Source organism: Stenotrophomonas sp. TWI819, assembly GCF_039673075.1.
In the GTDB taxonomy this organism is placed as follows: domain Bacteria; phylum Pseudomonadota; class Gammaproteobacteria; order Xanthomonadales; family Xanthomonadaceae; genus Stenotrophomonas; species Stenotrophomonas rhizophila_B.
Map to the genome: position 1 here is coordinate 16,840 of NZ_JBDJKY010000005.1, position 15,795 is coordinate 32,634.

Here is a 15,795-nt window from a genome sequence, read left to right on the forward strand (position 1 = left end):
TTCTGCTGCGGGGTGGAGCAGTCTGGCAGCTCGTCGGGCTCATAACCCGAAGGTCGCAGGTTCAAATCCTGCCCCCGCTACCATATAGCTCCGGTGCAAACCGGAGGCAGTGGACGAATCAAGCGATACCGGAAACGGTGTCGCTTTTTTCGTTCCAGGGTCTGGCTCGCTTTGCACAGCCGATGTTTCAAAGGGGTTGCACGGGAACTCAAACTCCCTTACAATTCCGCTTCTGCTGCGGGGTGGAGCAGTCTGGCAGCTCGTCGGGCTCATAACCCGAAGGTCGCAGGTTCAAATCCTGCCCCCGCTACCACAGAAAATCTGCAGTGCAGATGCAGTAGACGAAAAGGCGATCTCGGCAACGAGGTCGCTTTTTTCGTTATGGCATCGCCTTCGCTGTTGCTTTGCCTTTGCACGTGACCTCGATGACTGACCTGCCATGTGTGCAGGCAGCGGTGGGGGCAGGTTGGCGGGACCATTGGGGCGACATGGATGTCGCCCATGAGCCCCCATGGACGGGTTCACGGCGCGTCCCGCGGACCTGCCTGCACCAATGCCCTGGACGAAAGCCCAAACAGCCCGCTTCGGCCGTTCAGCTTTCCGAATACAGGCACCACAAACCACCCCAGCCATTGCACCAGCGCGGTGCAACGGCTATCATCAGTGGCTTAGCGGACTGTCTACTCATCTCCTCTCAACGGATATGAACAGGCCCCGCAACCGGCTTCCAGGAACGGCAACCTGTACCCAGGCCGCCGTGACCCCCCGGAACGCTGGGCTCGCAGGAACGCACCACGTGCGCATCTGCACCGGAATCCAGCATGACCGGAGTTGTACCGGACAGGGGCCCAACGGGCCCTTTGTTGTTTCCGGAAGGTGGTCCATGCAACGGACCAGACCCGTATCTCTTTCAACGAATCAAGGCCGACTGTGAGCGACAAGGCAACCGAAATCGCGAATCTGCTCGCCCCCACCGTTCAGTCGCTGGGTCTCGAGCTGCTGGGCGTGGAATATCTGACCGCCCCGGGTGGCGCCACGCTGCGTTTGTACATCGACGTGCCGCTGGCCGAACAGCCCGAGCGCATCGTCAACATCGACGACTGCGAACGCGTCAGCCGCGAAGTGTCCGCCCAGCTGGACGTCGAAGACCCGATCACGGCGAACTACACGCTGGAAGTGTCTTCGCCGGGCGTGGACCGCCCGCTGTTCACCGGCGACCAGTTCGAGCGCGCCATCGGCGAATCCGCCAAGGTGACGCTGAGCCTGCCGCAGGACGGTCGCCGCCGTCTGCAGGGCGAGATCCTCGCCGTGGATATCGAACAAGGCACGGTCACCTTCAAGGTCGACAATGCCCCGTTTACCGCCGACATCGACAACATCGACAAGGCACGCATCATGCCGGACTGGGCCGCCCTCGGCCTGGCTCCGACCAAACCGACTGGCCCGGCACCCAAACAGGGTGGCAAGGCGAACAAGAAACCATCCAACGAGCAGGCGGCCAAAAAGCCGCGGGCGGAGTGAGCCAATGAGCAAGGAACTTTTGCTGGTAGTGGATGCGGTCGCCAACGAAAAAGGCGTCCCGCGCGAAGTCATCTTCGATGCCATCGAGGCAGCGTTGGCTTCGGCTGCCAAAAAGCGTTACCCGGAAGAAGAAGTGCTGGCCCGTGTGTCGATCGACCACAAGGACGGCAACTACGAAACCTTCCGCCGCTGGGAAGTGGTGGCCGATGACGTGGTCATGGAGTCCCCGGACCGCCAGATCCGTCTGATGGACGCCATCGATGAAGCCGACGGCGTGGAAGTCGGCGATTTCATCGAAGAGCAGATCGAAAACCCGGACTTCGGCCGTATCGCCGCACAGGCCGCCAAGCAGGTGATCGTCCAGCGCGTGCGCGAGGCCGAGCGTCAGCAGGTGGTCGATGCGTGGAAGGATCGCGTCGGCGAACTGGTCACCGGTGTGGTCAAGCGCGCCGAGCGCGGCAACATCTATGTGGACCTGGGCGGCAACGCCGAGGCCTTCATTCCGAAGGACAAGGGCATTCCGCGCGACGTGCTGCGCGCTGGCGACCGCGTGCGCGGTTACCTGGCCGAAGTCCGTTCGGAACCGCGTGGCCCGCAGCTGTTCATCAGCCGCGCCGCCCCGGAATTCATGATCGAACTGTTCAAGCTCGAAGTGCCGGAAGTCGGCCAGGGCCTGGTCGAGATCAAGGCCTGTGCACGTGATCCGGGCGACCGCGCCAAGATCGCCGTGCTGGCCCACGATTCGCGTACCGATCCGATCGGTGCCTGCATCGGCATGCGCGGTTCGCGCGTGCAGGCCGTGTCCAACGAGCTCAATGGCGAGCGCGTGGACATCGTGCTGTGGAACGAGAACCCCGCCAACTTCGTCATCAACGCGATGGCGCCGGCGGAAGTGCAGTCGATCATCGTCGATGAAGAAAAGCACTCGATGGACCTGGCCGTGGCGGAAGAGCGCCTGGCCCAGGCGATCGGCAAGGGCGGCCAGAACGTCCGCCTTGCCAGCCGCCTGACCGGTTGGCAGCTCAATGTGATGACCCAGGACCAGGTGACCGCCAAGTCCGAGGCAGAGCAGGGCGTTGCCCGTCAGCTGTTCATGGACAAGCTGGAAGTGGATGAAGAAATCGCCGCCATCCTGGTGACCGAGGGCTTCAACACCGTGGAAGAAATCGCCTACGTCCCGGTCGGCGAACTGCTGGCCGTGGAAGGCTTCGACGAAGACATCGTCGAAGAGCTGCGTGCCCGTGCCCGCGATGCGCTGCTCAACGAAGCGCTCGCGGTGGAAGAAGGTCTGGAAGACGGCTCGCCGTCGGAAGACCTGCTCGCCCTGGAAGGCATGGACGAGGCAACTGCCTACGCCCTGGCCGGTCACGGCGTGCGTACCAGTGAGGACCTGTCGGACCTGGCCGCCGACGAGATCCTCGAGTTCGGCATCGAGGACATGGACCAGGAGCGCGCCGCCGCCCTGATCCTTGCCGCCCGAGCCGAGGAGATCGCCCGCCTGGAGCGCGGCGAATGAGCCAGCGATGAACAGTGCCCTGACCCGCTCAGGGCTTAGACTCCGCGCTGCCTTCGCACGTTTCGAGGGAGCGCCAACCAGATCATAGGATCCGAATGTCGCAGCAAACCACCATCCGCAAGCTTGCCGAACTGGTCAACACCCCGGTCGATAAACTGCTCGTACAACTTGCCGAAGCCGGCATGAAGTTCAGCGGTCCCGACCAGGTCGTGACCAGTACCGAAAAGGTGAAGCTCCTGGGCTTCCTTCGTCGCTCGCACGGCAAGACCGAGCAGCCCGTCGAGAGCACCGACGAAGCCGCCAAGAAGATCACCCTGAACCGTCGCAAGTTGCAGGAAGTGACCGTCAGCGCCGGCCGCAGCAAGACCACCGTCAACGTGGAAGTGCGCCAGAAGCGTACCTACATGAAGGACGCCAGCGGCAAGCCGATGACCGCGGATGAGGAGCGCGCCGACATCCTGCGCAAGCTGGAGGAATCCCGCCAGCGCAATCTGGACGAGCAGCGCGCACTGGCCGAGAAGGACCGTGCGCGCGACGAAGAAATCGCCCGCAAGCGTCAGGAAGAAATCGACGCCAAGGAACGTGCCGAAGCCGAGCGCAAGGCGGCCGAAGCCGCTGCTGAAGCGGCCAAGAACGCACCGCCGGCCCCGGCCCCGGCTGCGGCCAAGCCGGCTGCTGCCGATGCACCGGCCCGCAACGCGCGCCCGGCTGCACCGTCGGCTGCCCGTCCGGCACCGCGTTCGGACGATCGCAACTCGAACAACAACAACAACCGTCCGGGCGCCAAGCGCGACGACGATGGTGGCAACCGTTTCGCCGGTCAGCTGCATCTGTCGGCCGCCGATCGTGCCCGCCGCGGCAACAACAGCAACTCGCGCGGTCGTCCGACCGGGCGCGTGCAGCACGGCAGCCGCCGTGACAGCAACCAGTCGCGCAGCGGCGGTGGTGCCCATGGGTTCGAACGTCCGGTCGCGCCGATCGTGCGTGACGTCACCATCGGCGACACCATCACCGTCGCCGATCTGGCCCAGAAGCTGGCCGTCAAGGGCGGCGATGTGGTCAAGGCGCTGTTCAAGATGGGCGTCATGGCGACCATCACCCAGACCATCGACCATGACACTGCCGCGCTGGTGACCGAAGAACTCGGCCACAACGTGATCCGTGCCAACACCAACGACGCCGAAGACGCGCTGCTGGCGCTGGCCGGTGGCAACCAGGGCGAGCCGGTGGCACGTCCGCCGGTGGTCACCATCATGGGCCACGTCGACCACGGCAAGACCTCGCTGCTGGATTACATCCGCCGCACCAAGGTCGCCACGGGCGAAGCCGGTGGCATCACCCAGCACATCGGTGCGTACCACGTTGAAACGCCGAAGGGCGTGATCAGCTTCCTGGATACCCCGGGCCACGCGGCGTTTACGTCCATGCGTGCCCGCGGTGCCAAGCTGACCGACATCGTGGTGCTGGTGGTGGCGGCCGATGACGGCGTCATGCCGCAGACCAAGGAAGCCATCCAGCACGCCCGTTCGGCGGGTGTGCCGCTGATCGTGGCGATCAACAAGATCGACAAGTCCGGTGCCGATCCGATGCGCGTCAAGAACGAGCTGCTCACCGAGCAGGTCGTCTCCGAAGATTTCGGTGGTGACGTGCAGATGGTCGAGATCTCGGCCAAGGCTGGGCTGGGCATCGACGACCTGCTGGACGCGATCTCGATCCAGGCCGAACTGCTGGAACTGAAGGCCGTGGCCGACGGTCGCGCCACCGGCGTGGTCATCGAGTCCTCGCTGGACAAGGGCCGTGGCCCGATCGCCACCGTGCTGGTGCAGCAGGGTTCGCTGAAGAAGGGCGATTACCTGGTCTGCGGTATCCAGTACGGCCGCGTGCGCGCCCTGTTCGACGAAACCGGCGCACAGCCTGACCAGGCTGGCCCGTCGATTCCGGTGCAGGTGCTGGGTCTGTCCGGCGTGCCGGATGCCGGTGATGACTTCGTCGTGGTGGAAGACGAGCGTCTGGCCAAGGACGTTGCGCAGCAGCGCGAAACCAAGCGCCGTGAATCGCGCCTGGTGCAGTCCGCGGGCAGCCGCATGGAAGACATCATGGCGACCCTGGGCAAGGGCGATGGCCAGCAGGTGCTGAACCTGGTGATCAAGGCCGACGTGCAGGGTTCGGTGCAGGCGCTGAGCCAGGCACTGGTCGCGCTGTCCAACGACGACATCCGCATCAACGTGATCCACTCCGGCGTGGGCGGCATCACCGAATCGGACGCCAACTCGGCGGTTGCCTCCAAGGCCACCGTGATCGGCTTCAACGTGCGTGCCGACGCCTCCGCGCGTCGCATCATCGAGTCCAACGGTGTGGATCTGCGTTACTTCTCGATCATCTATGACGTGATCGATCAGGTAAAGCAGGTGGCCTCCGGTCTGCTCGGCGTGGAAATCCGCGAAGAGATCATCGGTATCGCCCAGGTCCGCGATGTGTTCCGCAGCTCGAAGTTCGGTGCGGTCGCAGGCTGCATGATCATCGAAGGCACGGTGAAGCGCAGCAAGCCGATCCGCGTCCTGCGCGACAGCGTCGTGGTCTTCGAAGGCGAGCTGGAATCGCTGCGTCGCTTCAAGGAGAACGTCGAAGAAGTCCGCAACGGTACCGAATGCGGTATCGGCGTGAAGGCTTACAACGACGTCAAGCCGGGTGATCAGATCGAGTGCTTCGAGCGTATCGAAGTGCCGCGCACCCTGTAATGTTCCAGGCCGGACCGCATCGCGCGGTCCGGCTTTTTCGCTTACGCATCACCCTTCAAGACGAGTCCGCCTACCGTGCCAAAGACCTTCCATCGAACCGACCGTGTTTCCGCCCAGATCCGCCGCGAACTGGGGACGCTCGTGCACAACGCCGTGCGTGTACACGGCCTGCCTTCGGTGAGCGTCTCCGACGTGGAAATCACCCGTGACATGGCGCATGCCAAGATCTTCGTCACCGCGCTGATGCCCGAACGTTCGGTGGAGGCCATGAAAGGCCTGAAGGAATTGGCCTGGGAGCTGCGGATGGAGCTGGCGCGGGCGATGAAGCTGCGCCATGTGCCCGAGCTGCACTTCCACTACGATGATTCGGTGGATCGCGGCGAGCGCATCGACAACATCCTGCGCGATCTGCCCGATACGTTGGCGGCAGAGAAGAGCCGGCAGGGTGATGACGGCGGCGAAGACGACGAAGGCGAAGACGCCGACGAAGGCGAAAAGAAAGCCTGATGGACCAACAGCCCGAAAGGGCTGTTGTCTTATGGGGCGGGGCCTGTCGCAGTGCGACCGCTCCGCCGGAGGCCGGATTGACCGGCAGCGCCACACGGCGCCGTTTTGAATTGAATGCATGGCACCCCGAATTTCATTCCGCCGCCTGGATGGCATCCTGCTGCTCGACAAGCCGACCGGCATGAGCTCCAACGCGGCCCTGCAGGTGGCCCGCCGCCTGTACCGCGCCGAGAAGGGCGGCCACACCGGCAGCCTGGATCCGCTGGCCACCGGTCTGCTGCCACTGTGCTTCGGTGAAGCGACCAAGATCGCGGGCCTGCTGCTCGGCTCGGCCAAGGCCTATGACGCCGAGGTGGTGCTGGGCCAGACCACCGATACCGACGATTCCGATGGCACCGTGCTGCGCGAGCGCCCGGTCCCGGCCATCAGTGCGGCCGAACTGGAGGCGGCGCTGGCACCGCTGCGCGGTCGCATCCGCCAGCGCGCCCCGATCTACTCCGCGCTCAAGCAGGGCGGCGAGCCGCTGTACCTGAAGGCCCGCCGTGGCGAGGCGATCGAAGCGCCGGAGCGCGATGTGGAGGTCCACGCCCTGGAGGTGCTGGCGCAGCAGCCGACCCGGCTGTCGCTGCGGGTGACCTGCGGTTCAGGCACCTACATCCGCAGCCTGGCCCGCGATCTTGGCGAGACGCTGGGCTGCGGCGCCCATATCGCCGGCCTGCGCCGGCTGTGGGTGGATCCCTTCCGTGAGGCGCCGATGGTCACCCTGGACACCCTGCGCGCTTTGGCCGAGCAGGGCGATGAGGCCGGCATGGAGGCCCTGCTGCTGCCGCTGGACGCGGGGCTGGCCCATTACCCCCGGGTCACGCTGGACGATGAGCAGACCCGTCGCTTCCGCGTGGGGCAGCGGATCCGGGACGCCAGCTGGCCGCAGGGTGGGGTGGTGGTCTTCGGTCCCGAGGAGGCAATCCAGGGCCTGGGCCAGGTCGACGAGACCGGTCTGCTGGCCCCGCAGCGCCTGTTCAACCTCTGAGCGAGCGGGCCGGACACCACCCCGGTCCTTGTTCCGGACGCCCGCGGACGTTACAATTCCGCGGCCTTTTCAGGCTTCCCGCGTTCTGCGGGTTCATCCTTTCGTTAACGGCGAGTCGCGCGGTACGTCAATGGGACGTTTCTGCGGGCCACGCATCCAAGAGAAAACAGATATGTCGATCGACACCCAGAAAGTCATTGAAGACAACAAGCGCAGCGCGGCTGACACCGGCTCCCCGGAAGTCCAGGTCGCTCTGCTGACCGCCCGCATCGAACTGCTGACCGGCCACTTCAAGACCCACAAGAAGGATCACCACAGCCGTCGTGGTCTGCTGCAGATGGTCAACCGCCGCCGCAGCCTGCTCGACTACCTGAAGAAGAAAGACGCTCCGCGTTACAAGGCCCTGATCGAAAAGCTCGGCCTGCGTCGCTAAGCACGAACCCCCACCGCGGCGCAGGAATGCGCCGCGGTTTTGTTTTGGCAGTACCGCATCAAACGTATGGGCCGGACAACCGGTCACCCGTCGGCGGCAAGGGTCGCCCGCGGTCCATTGAAGAAAGCATCATCCAAGGAAACCCCCGTGGCAAAAATCACCAAAACCTTCCAGTACGGCAAGCACACCGTCACGCTTGAAACCGGCGAAATCGCCCGTCAGGCCGGCGGTGCCGTCATCGTCAAGTTCGACGACACCGTGCTGCTGGTCTCCGCCGTTGCCGCCAAGAGCGCGCGTGAGGGCCAGGACTTCTTCCCCCTGACCTGCGACTATCAGGAGAAGTTCTACGCAGGTGGCCGTATCCCGGGCGGTTTCTTCAAGCGCGAAGGCCGCGCGACCGAAAAAGAGACGCTGATTTCGCGCCTGATCGATCGCCCGATCCGTCCGCTGTTCCCGGAAGACTACAAGAACGAAGTTCAGATCATCGCCACGGTGATGTCGCTGAACCCGGACATCGATGGCGACATCGCTGCCCTGATCGGCGCCTCGGCTGCGCTGTCGCTGGCCGGCACCCCGTTCAAGGGTCCGATCGCCGCCGCCAAGGTGGGTTACAAGAACGGTGAGTACATCCTCAACCCGACCGTGACCGAACTGAAGGATTCGGAGCTGGAGCTGGTTGTCGCCGGTACCGCCAACGCCGTGCTGATGGTGGAATCCGAAGCCGCGCTGCTGTCCGAAGACGTGATGCTGGGCGCTGTGACCTTCGGTCACCGCGAAATGCAGAAGGTCATCAACGCGATCAACGAGCTGACCGTGGAAGCCGGCACCAAGCCGTCGACCTGGGAAGCCCCGGCCAAGAACGACGTGCTGATCAGCGCCCTGCAGGAAGCCATCGGCCCGCGCCTGGGCGAAGCCTTCCAGGTGCGCGACAAGCTGCAGCGCCGTGACGCCATCTCGGCGATCAAGAAGGACGTGGTCGAGTCGCTGGCTGGCCGTGTGGCCGCCGAAGGCTGGAACCCGGCCGAGCTGTCGAAGGAATTCGGCGAGCTGGAATACAGCACCATGCGCAACTCGGTGCTCGACACCAAGGTCCGCATCGACGGCCGTGCGCTGGACACCGTCCGCCCGATCTCGGTGAAGACCGGCATCCTGCCGCGTACCCACGGCTCCTCGCTGTTCACCCGCGGTGAAACGCAGGCCATCGTGACCATCACCCTAGGCACCGCCCGTGATGGCCAGGTCATCGATGCCGTCGCCGGTGAGTACAAGGAAAACTTCCTCTTCCATTACAACTTCCCCCCCTACTCGGTGGGTGAGACCGGCCGCATGATGGGCCCGAAGCGTCGCGAAATCGGCCACGGCCGTCTCGCCAAGCGCGGCGTGCTGGCAGTGATGCCGTCGCTGGAAGCCTTCCCGTACACCATCCGCGTGGTCTCGGAAATCACCGAATCCAACGGCTCCTCGTCGATGGCCTCGGTCTGCGGTTCCTCGCTGGCCCTGATGGACGCCGGCGTGCCGGTGAAGTCGCCGGTGGCCGGTATCGCCATGGGTCTGGTCAAGGAAGGCGAGCGCTTCGTCGTCCTGTCCGACATCCTGGGTGACGAAGATCACCTGGGCGACATGGACTTCAAGGTCGCCGGTACCGCTGAGGGCATCTCCGCCCTGCAGATGGACATCAAGATCGAAGGCATCACCGAAGAGATCATGAAGCAGGCACTGCAGCAGGCCAAGGCTGGCCGTCTGCACATCCTGGGTGAAATGGCCCACGGCCTGACCGCTCCGCGCGAAGAGCTGTCGGACTACGCGCCGCGCCTGCTGACCATCAAGATCCACCCGGACAAGATCCGCGAAGTGATCGGCAAGGGTGGTTCCACCATCCAGGCCATCACCAAGGAAACCGGCACCCAGATCGACATCCAGGATGACGGCACCATCGTCATCGCGTCGGTCAACGCCATCGCTGCGCAGGCTGCCAAGGCCCGCATCGAGCAGATCACCTCGGACGTCGAGCCGGGCCGTATCTACGAAGGCAAGGTCGCCAAGATCATGGACTTCGGTGCGTTCGTCACGATCCTGCCGGGCAAGGACGGTCTGGTCCACGTGTCGCAGATCTCCAGCGACCGCGTCGAGAAGGTCGGCGATGTGCTGAAGGAAGGCGATGTGGTCAAGGTCAAGGTGCTGGAAGTCGACAAGCAGGGCCGTATCCGCCTGTCGATGAAGGCCGTCGAAGAAGGCGAGGGCGCCCCGGCCGCCGAGTAATCGGCCCACGCCGATCTCGCGGTAGGTGAGGACCGTTGGTCCTCACGCCTACGCAGACAGGGAAAAGCGGGCTTCGGCCCGCTTTTTTTGTGCCCGCGTTTCGAGCCAACCGAACCAGTCCGCCCTGCAGCGCCACGCCATGCAGGGCTGCCGCTGGTGCGGGTGCGCTATGCCAGGTAGCGCGACACCTCGATCAGATTCCGGTCCAGATCGCGGAAATACACCGACAGGATCGGTCCGGTCGCACCAGTCCGCTGCACCGGCCCTTCTTCCACAGTCACGCCCTGCGCCTGCAGATGCGCCAGGATTTCGTCCATGGTTGCGTAGGTGATCAGGCACAGGTCCGCCGAGCCCGGTGTGGGCCGCTCGGCCTTGGGCTCGAACTCGCGCCCGTGCGCATGCAGGTTGATCTTCTGCAGCCCGAAGCGCAGCGCCTTGCGGCCTTCGCCGAAGGTCTCCACCTCCATGCCCAGCACACGCTGGTAGAACGCGCAGGTCGCGGCGACATCCGCCACGGTCAGGACCAGATGGTCCAATCGGTCGATATGCAGGTCGGTCATCGGTGTCACACAGCAGTGAGGGAATGCGTTGGAACTGTAAGGCCGCGCACGCAAGCCGCAGGTGAATGCCTTGCGCTGTCAGGCCTCCTCATCGAGCGCTTCCTGCCGCGGCTGCAGGCAGTGCCCTATGCTGGGCGGCATGGGGACTTGCACACTGCTGGATCTGCACATCGACCGCACCGCACAGCAGGTGCGGCGCGGCGATGAGGTGTTGCCGGTCAACGGGCTGAGTTGGCGGCTGTTGGAGTGTCTGCTGGCGCATGGCGACGCCGTCGTCGATTTCGACACGCTGGCCGATCAGGTGTGGGCACCGGCGGTGGTCGGCGAGGATGCGATCAGCCAGCGGGTGAAGTTGCTCAGGCAGGCCTTGGGCGATGACAGCCGTCGGCCACGGTATGTGCGCTCGGTGCGCGGCCGTGGCTACCAGCTGTGCGCGCCGCCGCAGCCGGTGATGCACGACACCGTTGCCACAGTCACCGCTGAGGATGCTCGCGCGCCACGCAGACGCGGACGCGCACACTGGATCTGGCTGGCGGCGGGCGTCACCGTCGCCGCTGTCGCTGTCGCGGTGATCGTGGCCCGTCCCGATCCCGCACCGGTGTCGCCTGCCGATCCGGTGCTGCAGCGCGCTGCGTATTACGCGGGCATCGGCCAGGCCAGCAACAATGAGCGTGCCATCGGACTGTATCGCCAGGCGCTGCAGATAGATCCGGAATCGTTGACGGCCAGGCGCGGGCTCGCACGGGCGCTGGCTGCGGATGCCTGCCTGTTCAATGGCGCCCGCGAGCGCGCGCAGGAAGCATTGGTGCTGGCCGGCCAGGTGGTCCGCATGGCGCCCGACGATGCGGCCGGATGGGCGGCGCGGGGCTACGCCTACGATTGCCTCGGCGCGATGCCGCAGGCCATGGCCGACTACCAGCAGGCCCTGCAGCGCGACCCGGATGACGAGCGCACCCGCGCCTCGCTGGCCTATCTGCATCAGGAGCGCGGGCACCTCGCGCAGGCGCTGCAGGACAACCTGTCGCTGCGTGCCCCGGAGCGTGTCCGCTTCCGCGAAGTGCAGGTCGCGCGCGAACTGGAGCTGCTCGGTTTCACCGATGCCGCCGCGCGCCGCCATGCACACAACTTCCAGCTATATCCGGACAACGTGTTCGCCAACATCGCCTGGCCGCGCAGCCTGCTGGCGATGGGCGAGCCGGGCAAGGCGCAGCAGGCGCTCGATCAGGCGCTGGCGCGTGGGACCCCGCATCCGCAACTGCTGCGTCTGCAGGGCGAACTGCGGCTGTTGAACGGAAATCGTAAGGGGGCTGCTGATGCCTTCGAGCAGAGCCGGGCACTGCGCCCACAGCAGTCGATGGGGCAGACCCTGGCCGGTCTGTACGGCGATCCAGCGCCTACGCCGGCATGGATTGCCGAGCGTCTGCAACTGCTGAAAGGGCAGGGCGACGATGGCTGGTCCGACACCTCGCTGGAGCGTGCACTGTTGCTGCAGGCCCAAGGCGAAGAGGCTGCTGCGCTGGTGGCCCTGCACCACGCGGTGAGCGCCGGCTTCCGCGATGCGGCGTGGTTGCGCGCCACCCCCTTGTTTGCACCGCTGCACGGTGCGGCGGGCTGGCAGGGACTGCTCGACATGATCGAGGCGGACGTATCTGCCCAGCGCGCCCAGGTGTTGGCCGCCCCGTGGCGGCCAACAGACCTCCAGGGCCTCAGCGCAGCGCGGGCAGCAGGAACTCGGTAAGGATGCGGCGCGACTGCGGGTGGGCGTAGCTGCGGTTGTAGGCCTGGCTGGTGATCACCGCCACCAGCTTTTTCTCCGGCATCACGAACACGTAGTTGCCACCGTTGCCGGACATCGTCCACACGGTGCTGTCGTGCCCATCGACCGGAAGCTTCAGCCCCCACCACTGGTAGCCGTAGTCGCTGCCATCACCGGCGGTGGCCTGCGCGCTGACCATTGCCCGTACATAGCCGGCGGGGATCAGCTGCCTGCCTTGCCAGCGTCCCTCGGCCAGCACCAGTTCGCCCAACCGTGCCAGGTCCCGGCTGCGGTAACGCGTTCCGCCGCCGCCCATGCCGATGCCTTCCGGTGAGCGGTTCCACCGGCTGGCGGTGATGCCCAGCGGACGCTCCAGCACCTGCGCGGCGTAGTCGGCCAAGGGCCGCTTCGTGGCCTGCTCCAGCACCGCGCCGAGCACGAAAGAATTGGCCGTGCAGTAGGCGTGCGCGCGGCCGTGCGGGCTGTCTTCCGGTCGGGTCATCCACGGTGCGAAGCCTTTGACCGGCAGCGACAGCGCGAAGTCCAGCCAGTGCTCGGTCACGTACATGCGCTCTTCGTTGCCGGCCGAGAACGCATTCTCGTCATCGCACTCCCACAGCGTGCTCATGGTGAGCAGGTCTTCCACCGTCATCGCGCGCAGCCGGGGATCGACGGAATGACCGGCGGTGAACGCGGGAAAGTAGTCGTACACACGCGCCTGCACGCCGGGCAGGGACCCATCGCCGATGGCCGCGCCGACCAGCATCGCGGTCACGCTTTTGCTGGCCGAGCGCACGTCATTGAGGGTCTCCGCCGTACCACCGTTGAAGTAGCCCTCGTAGGCCACCTGGCCGTCCACCAGCAGCAGCACGCTGGTGATCTGTTTGATGTCCTGACTGGCGATCGCCGACTCCAGTGCGGTGATCCGGGCGCTGTCCAGCGCCGCAGGTGCGGCGGGAGCTGTCAGTGGCAGGGCGGCCGCCAAGGCGAAGACCAGGGCGGCAAGTCGGTGTCGGTAGTGGTGCATGGGCAAGGCTCCTCGAGATGAGGGCCGACTACGCCATGACGCGGTCTGAAGTGCTGGAAACGTGGCTGAAGAATTCTGAAAGCCCGCCGGGGCAGGCTCTCGAGGCGATCAGCGCGGCGCGCTCCAGACGCTGTTCGGGTCGCCATGCCGCGCGCGGCGCAGGCTCGCCCGTGCCAGCGTGGCAAATCCGAATGCCAGTGCGAGTGCCACCGCATCCACCCAGAACAGCGGCCAGTAGCCACGTGCCGCGCTCGCCCACGGCCAGTAGCCGGTCAGGCCGCCGTGCGCCACCGCCACCAGTGCGGTGCTGATGGCGGCCGCCCAGAGCAGTTCACGGGCGGCTTGGTCGGGGCGACGCAGTGCCGACCACAGCGCACACGCGGCCCAGGTGGCGAAACAGATCCAGCGGATGCCGTGATCCACGGCCTGCGGCGCGACCTGTTCCAGGATCTGTGCCCCCACGAAGCTCGCCGAGACCGCCACGCACAGCCCGATGCAAACCCCCACCGTGGCCCGGGCCATATTGATCTGCGCGCGGCCCTGTTCCACCTGGCGCCGCTTGCGCCGCGATTCGATCCACAGCAGGTTGCCCGAGTAGAACAGGAAGGCGCCGCCCAGGCCGAGCAGGAAGTACAACCAGACCACCACGCCATTGCCGAACTCGCCGAAGTGCAGCGCGTAGGCCGCACTGAGGGTGGCGTGGTTGGCATCGCGCTGGCCGGGCAGCTGGCTGCTCAGCAGGCGGCCGGTGGCCGCATCCAGGCCAACCGCGCCGAGCGGCCCCAGGGTGCCGCCGGATTCGCCGGTGATCTCGATCGTCGCGTTGGCATCGCCGGCATGGGCCAGCTTCAGGAAGGCCGGTTCGAAATCGGCCACGCCCTGCGCGCGCGCCACCTCGATGGCGCGTGCATGCAGCATGCGCAGCTGGGTTCCATCGCCGGGCTGGCCGCGGGGCTCGCGTACCGGGGCGGTGTCCATCGCCGCCGGCACCGCCTGCAGCAGCTTGCCGTCGAAGATCAGCGGATTCAGCGCCGCCATCTGCAGGAAGATCAGGCAGAGCAGCGCGCCGGTGACCGCGAACATCAGGTGGAAGGGCAGGCTGAGCACGCCGATCACGTTGTGTGCGTCCTGCCACATCTGCTTGAGGTTGCGGCCCGGGCGCAGCGCGAACAGATCGCCCAGCAGTTTGGGCAGGTGGATGACCAGGCCACTGAGCAGGGCTACGCCATACAGCAGGCTGACGATGCCCATCAGGTAGGTGCCCGCGACCGGCAGGCCCAGGCTGTAATGCAGCTCGTTGACCAGCTCGGCCAGCCCGGTCTGTGGCGGGGTCACGCTGCCGTCGTAGTGATCCAGCCAGGCGTACAGCCAGGTGCCCTTGGCATCCTGCCAATAGGCGATGGGCTGCGGATGATCCGCCCCCGGGAAGGTCATGCCCACGTGGGCGCGTGCGGCCGGGTGGCGCTCGAGCACGCCGTCGAGCAGCCGCTGCGCGTCGTCCAGGCTCGCGGCCGGGGTATCCACGGCGTGCGGGGTCTGCCAGAGCGGCAGATCGTGATGGAACAGGGTCAGCGCACCGGCGTAGAACGCCACGAACAGCGCGAAACCGGCCACCAGGCCGACCCACGTATGCAGCGTGGTGAAGGTACGCAGGGTCTGGGAACTGAACTTCATCGTATCGCTCTCATTGCACCGCGCCGGTCAGGCGCAGCAGCCACAACAGGCCAAATCCGGCCAGGGAGGTCGCGCTCATCACGGCCCACGCCCGCAGCCCGGTGCGGAAGCTGAAGGCCCAGATCGCCGCCAGCATCCACAGCGGAATGAAGGCGATCAGGCTGGGTACCAGCGCGCTCTGCCACGGCCCCGGCGGCAGCCGGGCGACCAGGCCGGTGGCCGCGGCCGCGACGAAGAACCCCGCCAGGAGGCCGGCGCCCGCGCGGGCCCACATCAGCGCATCACCTGGGCCGGGCGGTGCCAGGCAGCAAGCAGGGGCAGCAGGACCGCCGCCAGCATCCAACTGCACAGCATCACCACCACGCCGGTGGCGATGCCCAGATTGGCGATCCACAGCCACAGCGCCGCCACCGCCGCCACCAGGCTGATCTGCCGGCCAAGGCGACCGGCACGGCGCAGGCGCGGCCAGCGGCAGTGCGGTGAGGCGGCATACAGCGCCAGCGCGGAAAACGCGGAGCCGACCAGTGCCAGGCTGCAGAAGCCGAGCGAGGTCAGGGCAACAGTGATCATCGGCAATCCAATCGGCAAACCTGTCCTGGGCAGGACAGTAATCCGCGCATGGTAATCATTGCGGTTTGTGGGCGCCACACGGGCGCATTCAGGCGGTCCCGTCCGTTGGCCGCAGCCGCAGCGGCGCATTCATCGGCGGATTGGTTTAAGATCAGGGCATCTCTATCGAGGCAACAAGGTGGCCCGCGCCCTGCGCCGGTCTAG

At 65.9% G+C, this 15,795-nt stretch carries 13 protein-coding genes and 2 tRNA genes; 10 read left to right on the forward strand and 5 right to left on the reverse strand.

The annotated features are described in order from the left end of the window. Nucleotides 1–6 precede the first annotated feature (6 nt). From ABE463_RS08225 to pnp, 9 genes are all read left to right on the forward strand, one after another. Nucleotides 7–83 (forward strand) — tRNA-Met (locus ABE463_RS08225). Between the two features lie 153 nt (nt 84–236). Next, nucleotides 237–313, forward strand: a tRNA-Met gene (locus ABE463_RS08230). A gap of 617 nt (nt 314–930) precedes the next feature. Beyond that, nucleotides 931–1,521, forward strand: a complete 591-nt coding sequence (gene rimP, locus ABE463_RS08235; protein ID WP_123730641.1) for a ribosome maturation factor RimP — start codon at nt 931–933, stop codon at nt 1,519–1,521. Between the two features lie 4 nt (nt 1,522–1,525). After that, on the forward strand, nt 1,526–3,037 hold the full coding sequence (gene nusA / locus ABE463_RS08240) for a transcription termination factor NusA (RefSeq protein WP_019182690.1): 1,512 nt from the start codon (nt 1,526–1,528) through the stop codon (nt 3,035–3,037). Between the two features lie 95 nt (nt 3,038–3,132). Further along, nucleotides 3,133–5,775, forward strand: coding sequence for a translation initiation factor IF-2 (gene infB, locus ABE463_RS08245; RefSeq protein ID WP_121038391.1), 2,643 nt, complete (start codon nt 3,133–3,135; stop codon nt 5,773–5,775). Nucleotides 5,776–5,850: 75 nt separating this feature from the next. Beyond that, on the forward strand, nt 5,851–6,282 hold the full coding sequence (rbfA, locus tag ABE463_RS08250) for a 30S ribosome-binding factor RbfA (RefSeq protein ID WP_121038388.1): 432 nt from the start codon (nt 5,851–5,853) through the stop codon (nt 6,280–6,282). 118 nt (nt 6,283–6,400) lie between these two features. Further along, a complete protein-coding gene (truB, locus tag ABE463_RS08255) occupies nt 6,401–7,312 on the forward strand; it encodes a tRNA pseudouridine(55) synthase TruB (protein WP_346467815.1) in 912 nt (303 codons plus the stop codon). A 172-nt stretch (nt 7,313–7,484) separates the two neighbouring features. Next, nucleotides 7,485–7,745, forward strand: coding sequence for a 30S ribosomal protein S15 (gene rpsO, locus ABE463_RS08260; protein ID WP_038687260.1), 261 nt, complete (start codon nt 7,485–7,487; stop codon nt 7,743–7,745). A 147-nt stretch (nt 7,746–7,892) separates the two neighbouring features. Beyond that, nucleotides 7,893–10,004, forward strand: coding sequence for a polyribonucleotide nucleotidyltransferase (gene pnp, locus ABE463_RS08265; RefSeq protein WP_121038382.1), 2,112 nt, complete (start codon nt 7,893–7,895; stop codon nt 10,002–10,004). Nucleotides 10,005–10,171: 167 nt separating this feature from the next. On the opposite strand, the gene ABE463_RS08270 is transcribed toward pnp, so the two are convergent. Then, nucleotides 10,172–10,555 (reverse strand): VOC family protein, encoded by a 384-nt coding sequence (locus tag ABE463_RS08270; protein WP_184997311.1) that lies wholly within the window; start codon nt 10,553–10,555, stop codon nt 10,172–10,174. A 148-nt stretch (nt 10,556–10,703) separates the two neighbouring features. Here ABE463_RS08270 and ABE463_RS08275 point away from each other — a divergent pair, with 148 nt between their 5' ends. Further along, nucleotides 10,704–12,302: a winged helix-turn-helix domain-containing protein gene (locus ABE463_RS08275; RefSeq protein WP_346467816.1), complete on the forward strand. Its 1,599-nt coding sequence runs from the start codon at nt 10,704–10,706 to the stop codon at nt 12,300–12,302. On the opposite strand, the gene ABE463_RS08280 is transcribed toward ABE463_RS08275, so the two are convergent. The 4 genes from ABE463_RS08280 to ABE463_RS08295 form a co-directional block, all read right to left on the reverse strand. Next, on the reverse strand, nt 12,271–13,347 hold the full coding sequence (locus ABE463_RS08280) for a serine hydrolase (protein ID WP_346467817.1): 1,077 nt from the start codon (nt 13,345–13,347) through the stop codon (nt 12,271–12,273). The genes ABE463_RS08275 and ABE463_RS08280 overlap by 32 nt on opposite strands. Nucleotides 13,348–13,455: 108 nt before the next feature. Further along, the gene (locus tag ABE463_RS08285) at nt 13,456–15,021 is read right to left on the reverse strand and encodes a PepSY-associated TM helix domain-containing protein (protein ID WP_346467818.1); all 1,566 of its coding nucleotides are present in this window, start codon (nt 15,019–15,021) and stop codon (nt 13,456–13,458) included. Nucleotides 15,022–15,031: 10 nt separating this feature from the next. Beyond that, a complete protein-coding gene (locus tag ABE463_RS08290) occupies nt 15,032–15,295 on the reverse strand; it encodes a hypothetical protein (protein WP_346467819.1) in 264 nt (87 codons plus the stop codon). After that, nucleotides 15,295–15,591: a hypothetical protein gene (locus tag ABE463_RS08295; RefSeq protein WP_123730650.1), complete on the reverse strand. Its 297-nt coding sequence runs from the start codon at nt 15,589–15,591 to the stop codon at nt 15,295–15,297. Before ABE463_RS08295 ends, ABE463_RS08290 begins: the two co-directional genes overlap by 1 nt. Between the last annotated feature and the right edge of the window lie 204 nt (nt 15,592–15,795).

Excerpts from the sequence above, each read along its gene's own strand:
- nusA (WP_019182690.1), top strand. The coding sequence starts at position 1,526 with ATGAGCAAGGAACTTTTGCTGGTAGTGGATGCGGTCGCCAACGAAAAA.
- rpsO (WP_038687260.1), top strand. The coding sequence starts at position 7,485 with ATGTCGATCGACACCCAGAAAGTCATTGAAGACAACAAGCGCAGCGCG.
- truB (WP_346467815.1), top strand. The coding sequence starts at position 6,401 with ATGGCACCCCGAATTTCATTCCGCCGCCTGGATGGCATCCTGCTGCTC.
- ABE463_RS08295 (WP_123730650.1), bottom strand. The coding sequence starts at position 15,591 with ATGATCACTGTTGCCCTGACCTCGCTCGGCTTCTGCAGCCTGGCACTG.
- ABE463_RS08285 (WP_346467818.1), bottom strand. The coding sequence starts at position 15,021 with ATGAAGTTCAGTTCCCAGACCCTGCGTACCTTCACCACGCTGCATACG.
- ABE463_RS08280 (WP_346467817.1), bottom strand. The coding sequence starts at position 13,347 with ATGCACCACTACCGACACCGACTTGCCGCCCTGGTCTTCGCCTTGGCG.
- ABE463_RS08275 (WP_346467816.1), top strand. The coding sequence starts at position 10,704 with ATGGGGACTTGCACACTGCTGGATCTGCACATCGACCGCACCGCACAG.
- infB (WP_121038391.1), top strand. The coding sequence starts at position 3,133 with ATGTCGCAGCAAACCACCATCCGCAAGCTTGCCGAACTGGTCAACACC.
- ABE463_RS08290 (WP_346467819.1), bottom strand. The coding sequence starts at position 15,295 with ATGTGGGCCCGCGCGGGCGCCGGCCTCCTGGCGGGGTTCTTCGTCGCG.